This is a genomic window from Sphingomonas sp. Leaf343, assembly GCF_001423765.1.
Lineage (GTDB): Bacteria > Pseudomonadota > Alphaproteobacteria > Sphingomonadales > Sphingomonadaceae > Sphingomonas.
Genome location: NZ_LMPG01000004.1, coordinates 19,350 through 30,929, shown reverse-complemented (window position 1 = coordinate 30,929; position 11,580 = coordinate 19,350). Strand labels below are relative to the sequence as shown.

9 protein-coding genes are annotated in these 11,580 nt (G+C 64.2%); 2 read left to right on the top strand and 7 right to left on the bottom strand.

Going from position 1 to position 11,580, the window contains the following annotated elements:
* Positions 1–202: 202 nt before the first annotated feature.
* The 3 genes from ASG07_RS05060 to ASG07_RS05050 form a co-directional block, all read right to left on the bottom strand.
* Positions 203–1,696, bottom strand: a complete 1,494-nt coding sequence (locus tag ASG07_RS05060) for a serine hydrolase domain-containing protein (RefSeq protein WP_082474541.1) — start codon at positions 1,694–1,696, stop codon at positions 203–205.
* Between the two features lie 98 nt (positions 1,697–1,794).
* On the bottom strand, positions 1,795–2,442 hold the full coding sequence (locus ASG07_RS05055; protein WP_055843195.1) for a hypothetical protein: 648 nt from the start codon (positions 2,440–2,442) through the stop codon (positions 1,795–1,797).
* Positions 2,439–2,711, bottom strand: a complete 273-nt coding sequence (locus ASG07_RS05050) for a PadR family transcriptional regulator (protein ID WP_082474540.1) — start codon at positions 2,709–2,711, stop codon at positions 2,439–2,441. Before ASG07_RS05050 ends, ASG07_RS05055 begins: the two co-directional genes overlap by 4 nt.
* Before the next feature lie 290 nt (positions 2,712–3,001).
* Between ASG07_RS05050 and ASG07_RS16825 the strand changes: the two genes are divergently transcribed.
* Positions 3,002–3,262, top strand: coding sequence for a DksA/TraR family C4-type zinc finger protein (locus tag ASG07_RS16825; protein WP_082474538.1), 261 nt, complete (start codon positions 3,002–3,004; stop codon positions 3,260–3,262).
* 219 nt (positions 3,263–3,481) lie between these two features.
* Here ASG07_RS16825 and ASG07_RS05045 read toward each other — a convergent pair whose 3' ends face one another.
* On the bottom strand, positions 3,482–4,624 hold the full coding sequence (locus ASG07_RS05045) for a DUF4062 domain-containing protein (RefSeq protein ID WP_055843191.1): 1,143 nt from the start codon (positions 4,622–4,624) through the stop codon (positions 3,482–3,484).
* 424 nt (positions 4,625–5,048) lie between these two features.
* Here ASG07_RS05045 and ASG07_RS05040 point away from each other — a divergent pair, with 424 nt between their 5' ends.
* Entirely contained in the window at positions 5,049–8,930 is a 3,882-nt protein-coding gene (locus ASG07_RS05040) for a tetratricopeptide repeat protein (RefSeq protein WP_055843189.1), read from the top strand.
* 236 nt (positions 8,931–9,166) lie between these two features.
* On the opposite strand, the gene ASG07_RS05035 is transcribed toward ASG07_RS05040, so the two are convergent.
* The 3 genes from ASG07_RS05035 to ASG07_RS05025 all read right to left on the bottom strand — a co-directional run bounded on the left by ASG07_RS05035 (position 9,167) and on the right by ASG07_RS05025 (position 11,439).
* Positions 9,167–9,565 carry a hypothetical protein gene (locus tag ASG07_RS05035; RefSeq protein ID WP_055843187.1) on the bottom strand — a complete coding sequence of 133 codons (399 nt, stop codon included), beginning with the start codon at positions 9,563–9,565 and terminating at the stop codon, positions 9,167–9,169.
* Positions 9,566–9,639: 74 nt separating this feature from the next.
* A complete protein-coding gene (locus ASG07_RS05030) occupies positions 9,640–10,356 on the bottom strand; it encodes an IS6 family transposase (RefSeq protein ID WP_055843185.1) in 717 nt (238 codons plus the stop codon).
* 120 nt (positions 10,357–10,476) lie between these two features.
* On the bottom strand, positions 10,477–11,439 hold the full coding sequence (locus ASG07_RS05025) for a DUF4861 family protein (RefSeq protein WP_055843183.1): 963 nt from the start codon (positions 11,437–11,439) through the stop codon (positions 10,477–10,479).
* Between the last annotated feature and the right edge of the window lie 141 nt (positions 11,440–11,580).

Genomic DNA, 11,580 nt, shown 5'->3' with positions numbered 1-11,580 from the left:
GACACGCCGGAGGAGACAGTCGCCGTCATTCTCGACGCGACGAGGTGATGCTCCACCCGCTTCACGGCTCGATTGCGCGATGATGGTAGCATCGACCCAGATCCGGCCATTCAGCTGCACAATAAACAGCTCCACGACCGGCCACTCGTTCATCTCTGGGTACCCGGGCTTCGAGCCGAGCTCGATGCAGCTGTCATAAAGATTATGGTTTTCTCGCCGGCGCTGCGTTCACGCGAATCAGTCGAACGGGGGGGCCGCCTTCAACAATCTCGAAGCTTGAAAAGTCCTTCGCAAACTCGACAACGAGTCCCATCGTCTCGGAGCGGTAGCGATCGGGGGATAGTGCAACGAGACGTTCCGAACTGGGACCGCCGGTATTCGCGTACAGGCCGTCGCGACGGGCTTCCAGATCGACAGCAAGTCCGCCGCCCTCGAACCGTCCCATCGCTTTGGCCAGTTCGGCCTTCAAGAGCCTCTTCTCCTGGGCCGCGGGTGCTGCGATTTCGGGCCAGTGATAGTCTGTCGCGACGGCGCGGACGATCTCATCCATCAGCCGTCGCCCCTGCCCGCCATTGGTCAGCACGGCGATGCCCTCTCCTTTGCCGACATAGGCCACCATGAACGACTGAAAGCCCTCGTTCAAACCATCGTGACCAAACCTCGCCGGACCGTTGGTGTAGAGGGCCGGCCCCATGCCCCAGTTCGCCGTTATCGGCATCAGCATCTGACGAGTCATCGCCGGGGAAAGACGATGGCCCGGCTGACCGGCGGCGGAGGCCTGCAGATCGATCAGCAAACGCGCAAGGTCGCCCGCGCTCGCCCACAGCCCGGCCGGACCGAGTTCGGGATAGACATGATAATTGCCGCGGATCGGTCTGCCGCTGATATGTCCAAAGGCCATATTGGACTGGATCGCGGGCGATGGCGGCTGCGCATAGGCGCTGCGGGTCATGCCCAGCGGACGTAGCATCTCACGCTCCGCCAAGTCGGGGAACGGCACCCCGGCCACGTCCGAGAGCGCAAGCTGGGTCAGGACATAGCCGCCACCTGAGTAGGTCCACTGGACGCCCGCCGGCAGCACACTACGAACAGCACCGCTGTTGCTGGGCGGAGTGCCGTTAAGGATCTGAATGGGTGTCGGTAGCGGCGCATCGGGCAGATAACCTGGAAAGCCGTGAACGCCCAGTCCGGCCGTGTGGCTCAGCAGCTGGCGCAGCGTCACGCCGTTCGGCGCAAGCTTCGGATCGCGTGGCAGCTGCCAGGAATGAAGAGCAGCGTTGATGTCCCCGTCGAGCTTGAGCTTACCCTGTTCGACCAGCCGCAGCGCCAGTACGGCCGTGGCCAACTTGCTGATCGAGGCTGACTGAAACGCGGTATCGGGATTGACGGGCGCGCAGCTGACCGTGTCGCGCACTCCCCACCCCCGCGCCCAGGCGACCTTGCCGCGGTGGATTACGGCTACACTCACACCGGGCACATCATAGTGACGCATCCGCTCGCTCAGAACGAACGGCTTGGCACCAGGCTTGATGACGGCAGGGTTCAGGTTCGCTTCGACGTAGCGGGAGTGCGGATTGCTTGGGCCACACGCCGAACTGGCGGGGGTGACACACTGCACGCGCTCAGGTTCTGCGACGGCGGGACTACCGATTGCCGCGGCACCCAATAGCCAGGTCAGGTATGTCGACGGGATCATACGACATGTCTCCTCTTGCTTACGGCATTCGACAGGCAACCGCCCCCTCCTCGACGCGGTTGCAATCGAAGGGACATCGGTTGACTCGGCGGCAAAAGTTAGCGCGTGGTCAGTTGCTGCGTAGGTGGCGCCGGCAGGTGTTCGTGCCAGTTTGCGAGAACGAGCACCGCCGCCATTTCGAGTACCAGCATTCCGATCTGCAAGACGGCTTGCGTTGCGTCCAGGAACAGCGCGGCCATGACCGTGGCGAGCGTCACCGAAGCCGCCAGGATGCGCATGGCCGAGGCGGTCACCCGCGGCCAATCCCGCTCCAGCATCACCCAAGCCATTCGGACCTGCCACACACCGAGCAGCAGCAGTACGACGGTGAGCGCCGGCACCGCAGCTTGGTACGTCCCGCCAAGGAGGGCGGCCTGAACACTGCCCGGAGCGGCGATAGCCTGAAGTCCTGCGCCACGAGCGAACATATAGGGTAGGCCAAAGACGGCGCAGCCGATCTGAAGCGCTGCAATCGGCAAGATCAAACCCAAAGCAAGCGCGTAGCTAGTGATCACAAACCGCCCTTCTTCTTGCGCCGGCATCTCTCGCAGGGCGGCAAGCAGGCATCCCGCGGCAAAGGTCAGAGCGTGGCCATCCTCAAGCGCGGATCCGAACTCCGCACGCATCGCGAGCGCCCAATCCTGACGTTGCCTACCAAGGCAGCGTTCCGCCGCCACCATGAGAACCTTCGCGACGAGATCGTTCATGTGAGCGAGACCTTCCACGATGAGACCTTACCCGCACCCGCAGCCGCACGCGCGAGTTCCACACCGGTGGCCGTCAGCCGGTACGCATGCCGGGCGGGACGCCCGGGTCGCAATGGCTTGCGCCATTCGGCTTCGAGCAAACCCTGATCGGTCATGCGCATCAAGAGCGGGTACAGCGTTCCGGACAGCAGACCCGTGGCCTTCATCAGGTCGTACCCATGTCGCCATTCCTGCGGCCGAATCGACAGGGCGTCCAGCAGGGTGATCATCTGCTTCGATGGGCCTCGGCTTCGGGTCATACCTTCAACATACATATGTAGACTTAAAGGTCAACATGCTTACGTTCGCCGAGCAGGACGCTGCTTATGAACGAAGCTTCTCCCCAACGAATGCGGAGGCTGAGGAGCTATGAACCCAGAGTTAGCGGCAACAGGTCCCAGTCGGTGTTGCCATACGGCCTAGTCGCCCGTCCTGTGTTGTTGCCCCCTAAAGTCCTGACGGGCACTCGCTTTGAATCATCGCGCTCGCCCTCCCATATGGGGCAGCTAGGGAGACACAGATGGCCGGCGGATGGACGCGCGATGGCGCAGTTCAGGATCAGATTGACGACTCTGTGGCTGACGCAGTGCTAGCTGCGCGGGCGAGCATGCCAAGTGGAACGGGTGAGCCTTTCTGCGCAATCTGCGGCGACGACATTCCGGAAGGCCGGCGCCGCGCCGTTCCCGGAGTGCGTACCTGCGTGACGTGTCAAAGCGGCCGCGACAGGCCCCTCGCTACGACGTTCAATCGCCGGGGCAGCAAGGACAGTCAGCTGCGGTGACGCCTTCCGCGTCGACGATGCGCGCCGTCTCAATAGACCCACAAATGGACGATCAGGCCGCCCTTTCCTCTTCCCAAAAGCGGACGCTCGTTCATCGTGGTCTCTGACGGCGGGTGTGCGCCCTTTTTCGGCCATTCCGCACACGCACTGTTGATCTGAAAAGCTGCCGTTCGTCCGCTACCCCTTCGTCACCCGATTCTAAGCGAAGTTAAGCGACATTCATGTCGCTTGCTCAGATTGTTCTTCGCGGATGGCCTCCACGATGCGGCGTCGTGAGGCCGCGCGTTGAGCCATAATCATCAATTCACGCGACCGTGTCAGCCATTCGACGAAGCGCTCGACCGCATTGCGGGTGCTCCCTGGGTCGGTGCAGTTGGCGAGCAGGCAAAGCTGGATCTTCTGAACGGTATCTGATGCGTAAACACCAAATGCACCCTCGACGACGGTGAACTCGGGGAATCCGAGCAGCGACACCGCCTGGTTTTCGGTGACCCCCTTTGGACAGCCGACTATGTGGATCGGTCCCGCCGCTGCGGTGCTGTCACGTGCGGCCAGCACATGGTCACTTAGGAACGGTTGACCGACCGCGGCTCGACCTGGCGACGTGGACAGCGGCCGTGGTGCACCATGGCATACAAACAGCAGTTCATGCCCCTCGAGTTCAACTACTACGGCCGCCGGCCCATCGCCTGAGACTGCCTTGCCGCTCCTATCTTCCAGCGAGGATGCGATGGTACGGCCAATCGCATTGCCTCGTTCCGCAAATGACATCCGGGACCAATCGAGGGCCTTCCCCACATTGCCGCCGCTTCGGCGAACTTCGCGCGCGCCCTCGTGTGCCAGCTTCAGAACTTGCTCGCGCACCGTCTGAAACATCTTCGCCTTCAGATCGGGCCAGCCGCCCTGCACATGCACCTCAAAGGCATTAGCTGCATCAAGCGCGCCGAGGAACCGGATATCGCGATTGTAGGCGGGGCCAGCGGCGATCTTCGACTTGGGCAATCGAATGACCTTCGTTTTGCCAGGCGCGCTGGCGAACGCGGCGGTGAATTCGGCCTCACAGATGCCGATGGAGCCGCCCCTCACGGCCCAGCCCGCCGATCCGTCCCACAAAGTTATGAAGAGATCGCACTCCGCAGCCTGCGTGATACATTCGTCCCAAGCAGTCTGGTTGTGCTCGCCGATTTCGCGCTCGTTTATCCAAACCTCAACGAGAGACCTGCCGAGGAAATTGGCCGCCTCGATTTCGACCTTCAGCGTCTCGCGCGCCTGCCGCAACGTCATGCTGCCGCCGCATCCATCGTCGATCGACGCTTTGTCGGATCTGCTAGATATCATCAGCTTTAGCGGCCTGATCGCCATAGTTTCCTCCCGTTCGATGCGCGTGGCCCGGCCAAGAGCCTCAATGAAGCGTAGGCTCTACGCAAGTCAGTGCAGAACGCGCATCGCGGTGACCTGGGGAGGCCGGGCTGATGATGTCCCGAGGCACAAGCTCAGCGAGCTGCTGTGCGCCCTAGAATTGGTCAATCAGCCATTCTGCCGCCATTGGTGAAAGCGAATGTTCCCTGGTGTGGGGTCGGTAAGGTCTTTAGGCATCGAAAAGGTGGTTTTGATGCGCCCCTCGGCTGCGCAGCGATTCCTTCAGATTGGTTCAATAGCGAAGCGGGGAAGATCTCGTGCGAGACTGTAGCGTGGCGCGCGCCGGAGCAGCTAGTATGCGCGCATGAGGTCCAGCAATGTTATAGGAATTCCCGAAAGCTCCGGGGCGTTTGAGGATCACTGCGCGGTGCTGTTCCGCCGCATCATCAACGATCCCAGCCTGAAGGGCGTGGCGACGTCGGGCGCAAACCAGGGGGGCATCGACCTGATCGGCGCGCGCGACGGCGATCCGCACCGGCCCGTCTCCGTCCAGTGCAAGCTCAAGAAGCGCCAGGACCGGCTCAGCGTCGCCGAGGCGAGATCGGACATCGAGCGTTCGCTCGGGATCGAGCCCCCGCTCACCGAGATCTACGTCGTCACCACCGCGCCGGACGAGTTGGCGCTCGACAAGCTCGCGATCGCCATCCGGCAGGAGCAGGCCGATCTCGGCCGGGCCGTGCAGGTCCACATTTGGGGGTGGGACGAGCTGCAGCGGCGGATCCGCCTGTATCCTGACGCCGTTCGGGCGTTCGACCCCGAATACAGCGCCTCGACCGACGAACTGCTCGAACTTGGCCGCGAGAACGTCGAGGGAGGAAGGGAGACAGCGGCGGAACTCGCCGCGGCGCGGGCGGACCAGCAGGTTATGGCGGCGAATGTGGAGCAGATCCTCGCCATCGTGCGCAGCGCGGACACGGGAAGCGGCGCCGCTCTGGACAAGATTTTCGACCAGCAGATCGACTCCTTCCGCGACCTGCTGAACCAGGGTCGTCCCGACACGGCCGCCCAGATGCTTACAGACCTAGAGGCTAGGCTGCCGGAGACCGCGTCGCCCGCCGTCCGGTCGCGCATCCGCGCCAATCTCGGCTTCGCGCGCATGCGCCAGGGGCGGGACGCGGAGGCGTCGGCGTTCCTACACGAGGCTTACGAGCTCAATCCGACTGATCGCAAGGCCCGCGCAAACCGCACCCTAGCGCTGATGCTGAAGGGGAGGTTCGACGACGCGATCGAGGGCTGCCGGACGCTTCTGGAAGAGGACCGGGGCGACGCGCTGGCGGCATCCTTCGCATATCAGGCGGCGGCGATGCACGATGTCGCGGTCGATCCCGACACCTTCGTCCCGGCCGATCTGCGCTCCGACGAGAACGTCGCGGTCAATCGCCTCAACATGCTTCGGCGGCGGGGCGACGAGGCGTGGATGGCGGCAGCGGCCGATTTACTGACGGCCCATCCCGGGTCGGGCGTCGCCCAGCGATTCGCCGCGGAGGCCATGCTCGAGGAGGCGTTCGCCGCACGCTCATATGACCTGCCGCCGGAGCAGGGCCGGGAAAGGCGGGCTCGCATGGAGCGGGCCGCGGAACTCCTGCAGGGGCATTGGGACCAGGTTCGCCTCTACGAGAACGCCGGCCAGGACGTCTGGGCCGGCGTCGGCGTCAACCTCGTCACCGCCTACCGGGCCCTGCGCCGGCGCGACGACGCGCGGCGCGTCTCCGATCAGGCGCTGGCGATCGCGCCCGCCCTGCCCGACGCCCTGCTGGCGGCTGCGCACCTCGACGTGATCGACGACGCGCCGGCGAGGGCCATCGAGCGGGTCCGCGACCTGCCGGAGGGCGCGGCGCGGACGATGGTGATGCTCGCCGCGATGGCGGAGACGCCAGACTGGCCGGCCGTCATCGCCTTCGCGACACCCGAACGGAGATCCCACGTCCGCGACGAAGACGTGCGCTTCTTCGACACGCTGGTGGCGCGCGCGCGGATCGAGACCGGCGCCGCCGACGCCGACACGGCCCTGCGCGGTCTGATCGAGGCGTGGCCGGGCGACGACACGGTGCTGGCGGGTGCGGCGCAGACCGCGCGCTTGCACTCCCCGCACCTGGCGAAGGAGCTCGTGGCGCGCCTGCTGTCGGAATTCACGGACGCGACCCCGCTCTCAGCCCGGGTCATGGCGGCGGAGGTCGCGGTCGACCTGGACGACCCTGCTTCTGCCATTACCGCGCTCGACGGGTTCGTAGACAAGGCCACCGTCTCCAGCCCGCTGGCCTGGCTCGCCTGGGCCTACGCCAATGCGCCAGTGACGCCGCGCACCCGCGCCTTCTTCGAGGCGCTCCCCGACGCGATCCTTGCCGAGCCCAGGTTCGCCCGCATGGCCGGCGCCGCCGCCAACTCGCGCGGCGACATCGACGGGGCAGAGCGCCACCTGCGCCGCGCCCTCGAAGCGGACGCTGGCGACTTGCGGGCGCGCATGATTCTCTACGGCGTCTACATGCGCGCGGATCGGCGCGACGCCGCGCACGGGCTCGTCCGCGAGGTGGACGAGCGGAACGTCGCGGGGTCTTCCCGGGACCGGATGCGGCTCGCGCTGATGCTGCGGCAGGCCGGCGAGGACATGCGGGCGTTCGAGCTCGCCTATGCCGTGGCCTCGACCAACCGCGCCGACGAGAAGGTCGTCCAGATGTATCCCGGAGTCTTCTTCTCCAGCGAGCGGATGCCCCCGAAGATCCGCATGGTGGGTCCCGCGGAGGTGGGAGACTGGTTCGAGCTGGAGGAGGTCGATGGCGGCAAGGACGTCAGCGGGCTGATCTGGGACGAGGTGACGCCCGAGGTCGTGAACTACCCGCCCGGCCAGCTGCTGGCACAGCACGTCCTCGGCACCAGCGCCGGTGACGAGATTGTCGTGCCGCAGGGCATCGGCGAACCGCGCCGGTATCGGGTCAAAGAGGTGAAACACCGTTTCGTCTGGCTACTGCACGACATCATGCACACCAACGCGACGCGCTTCCCGCAATCGCGGTCGATGGGTTCGATGACGATGCGGGATGGCGACGTCCAACCGGTGCTCGACATGGTGCGCCAGCACCAGCAGCATGGTCTCGACATCTGCCGGACCTACCGCGAGATGTCGTTGCCGCTCGAGGCGCTGGCGGCGATTAACCACGTCAGCGTGCTCCAGGTCGCGGAGCTGATCCCGCAGAACGGGGGCGAGATCCGAACCTGCCTCGGCGAGCATGAAGAGCGGGAGGCGGCCGAGCGGGCCTGCGCCCAGGCGCGCGGCAGGGGCGTCGTCCTCGACACGCTCACCGCCTGGTGCGCCCATCACATGGATCTGCTCGGACCGATGCGCGAGTTCTTCGGCACCATCGCGGTTCCGCAGACCACCCTCGACGAGCTGCTGGAGATGCGCGCGAAGGAGGAGCTTCACGCCGGGCGCGAATACATGACGCTTGGATACGACGGAGATCAGGCGGTCCGCCAGGTGCACTCGCCGGAGGACACGCAGCGGCGGATCGATCTGTTCACCGCGACCATCGACGCCCTGCGCGCGAACTGCGAGGTGCTGCCGGTCGAGGGCTCGGACGATCCCGAGCTGGCGCGCCTGCTCCACCGTGAGGTGGTCGAAAGCATCCTAGACCCCCTGCTGGTCGCGAAGCAGACCGGACTATTGCTCCTGTCGGAAGACCTGCACCTCCGGCAGCTGGCGGCGTCGCAGGGCTTCGCGAACGGGGCCTGGCTGCAGACGGCCGCCCGCTCGATGCTTGCGGGCAACGTCATCGACTGGACGGCCTACGCACTCTGCGTCGCCCAACTGGCATCGCGTCGCCACGGGCACGTGTCGCTGGACGGCGACGTCCTGACCGCGATGCTTCGTCACGAGCATGGGAAGGTCCTGATCGACGCCGCGGCCAACTACATCGGCGGTCCGCGCGCCGAGATCGTGTCGCACGCCTACGCGGTGGCTGACTTCATGAACAAGGCGTGGTCGAGCGGCGTGCCGTCGTGGAAGGCCGGGGCCGCGGCGAGCGTGCTGATCGCGCGCCTGATCTCGAAGCGGAGCGAGTGGTGGGAGACGCTGGAACTGCTCAACCGGATGTTCGGCCAAGCCGCAGTCGCTGGCACACGTTCCGACCTGTCACGATCTTATCTACGCGATTGGATTCGAGGTCACTTCCTAGGGAAGCCAGAGGTCGTCGGGAAGCGGGCGGGCCGGGGGCGCGAGGGCAAGCGGCGGACTCGACGTCCGAAGTCAGCTTAGTGCTCAGAATGTCATCTTGCGGTCAGCAGTTCATTACCCACCAAACAAAGGTCTAGTTGTTCGGTATCGTCACGCCAAAGCTGTCGGTCCGTTGACGGCCCAGTAGCTGCCATCCTGGCATCCCGCATGCCGAACGGCTGGAAGTGGGCCGTCAGCGGACAGTCGGTTCTTAGGCTTTATGCACGGATGCAGACCTTCAGGGAGCGCCGGCGGACAACATCCTCGAACCATGCCCCTCAGGGACCCTGTGCCGCCATCCGGTCGGCCAGCTCCTGAGCGAGATCGTCAACAAAGGCCTTCACCATCGCCGAGAAGGGCTGGTCCGGCGCGTGCCTCCGGCGGAGCCCGGCGACCCGACGGAGCGCCCGATCAAGGTTCTCCTGCTTGAGCCCGCCATCCGCACAATCTGCCGCCAGCTCGTCCATTATCTCCTCGGCATCGAACCGCAGCACCGACAGGATCTTGGTTCTGGATTTGACAAGGTTGGCGCGATTGAGGGCGAACACGCTGATGTTGGACAATGCCCGCTCGGCCTCCATCGGGCTCAGGGTGGCCGCGAGCACGACGCTGAGATGCTTGGCGCGCGACCAGTGAAAAAAAGGTGCGGGGTCCTCGCGCGTTGGATCGATGAGCATGGGCTGCTCGGGTGCTGTCAGTCTAACGCGAACCGCTCTCCACCGGATGCATGTCGGGCTTTGACGATGACGGCCTAGCCGGCGAGCACCTGCCACTCCGCAAGCGCTGCGGAGCGTCGGTCCCGGTAGGTCTGTCGGTCGGTGAGATGGCGCTCCAGGCTGAAGTGGTTGTGGACGTTGGCATGCACCGAGGCGAACTTCTGCAGCGTCTTCATCTGCCTGAAGCGTAGCATCGCCCTCTCTCGTCGTCGGAACGGCAGGTGGGAGTTCTCCACCCGGTTGTTGGCCCAGCGGCCTACCTCCTGCTTCTCGGCGTTGCCCAGCTCGTTCATGGCTGCACGGTATGAGCGCAGGCCGTCGGTGGTGATCGCCTCTGGTGAGCCATGGCGTTTCAGCGCCTTCTTCATGAAGGTGAGCGCCGCTGCCTTGTCCCGACTTTTGGTGACGTAGCTCTCCAGCACTTCACCTTCATGATCTACGGCTCGCCACAGGTAGACCATCTCGCCGTTCAGCTTCACGTACATTTCGTCCAGGTGCCAGCGCCAGTGGCGGTAGCCACGCATGTGGCTCACCCTCTTCCTCCGCACCTCGCCTGCGAACAGCGGCCCGAACCTGTTCCACCACAGCCGCACCGTCTCGTGGCAGATGTCGATCCCGCGCTCGAACAGCAGGTCCTCCACGTTTCGCAGGCTGAGCGGGAAGCGGACGTACATCAGCACCACCAGCCGGATCACCTCAGGCGAGGAGTTGAAGTAGCGGAACGGACTGGCGGGCTTGCGCGGGCGGGGCATGCAGCGGCCCTACAATCCCCGGATTACCAATGGGTGGATTTGCTCTGACATAGCCGTGCAGTTCCTTTGACAGCACCCCCTAGAAAGTTGCCCATCCAACCGTCGCAAGCGCTCCGGCCATCATCGTTCCGGCGGCTTAAAATCGAGCTGCTGTGAGCGGGCAAACGCGTCCCATTCCTGCCGAGTTCGCATATTGCCCTGCCCCTTATCCCATGCCGATCCTGAGTAATAAACGAACGGTTTACCCGGCTCGACGCGCAAGAGGATCAGGTAATTGTCGGCATCCTGCCTGACATCGTGGATCATACCCGGGTCGACCCTGATCGCGATGGCCATCCGTCCATGATCGCCGTCGGCAGGTCCCCACCACGACAAAAGACCCCGACTGCGATCTACCGTCAGCTCGCCAGCGCCGGATCCGGTCGTCCGCTTTCCAACGCCGATACCAACAAGAATGGGTTCCGGCTTGTTGGACGACAGGGTCGATACGAGCCGCGTGAAATGCGATCCTAGTGGCAAGGTGAACCGCCGGTGTTCACTTATCCGGCGTTCGACGCCGACCGGCCAAGGATCGTAATCAACTGTAAAATCAGCGATCTTCTCGCCTGATGCCAATATTCGATGGCGAGCGGCGTTTCGCGATGTCCAGAGCTTGTTGTCATGCCACACGCCAAGCCCGCCCGCACCCCTGGTCGTGCCGACGTTGTAGAAATCTAAGCCTTCGCCTTGATAGCCATGCTGGTCCTTGGTCCGAAGCTGCCGATCAGCGAACGGCCAAGCGACGTTCTTGCCCCATGAGTCAATCCCGGACCCAGAGGGAGGTTCGGCGGCTTCGAGTGGTTTCGAATAGATCCGGTGTGCAGTGACATCGTTCTCCCAAAGGAGATCGTCGTAGCGGTAGCCCGCCTCTACGACGATCGCGCGAGGCGTCCGGCTCTCGGGCTCCGGCAAGCTACCGCTACGGTGAGGCATCTCCGGCGCTAAGGCTTGCTGCGCGCCGAGAGACGCAGGTGCAGCCAGCAGCGCCAGAAAGATGGCACAAAACGGTCCTGAGCGCGGCGTTTTCCGATGTCGATCCCACATGACGCTAATCCTCCATCCACAACATCAAAGCTCTTTTTTAACCACTTGTATGATGACGTATGATGCAATATCGGTCGGGTCAACGAAGACCTGCAACGATCGGCATCTGCCGGCGACGAAGGGTCCACGATAGGGAGAGCG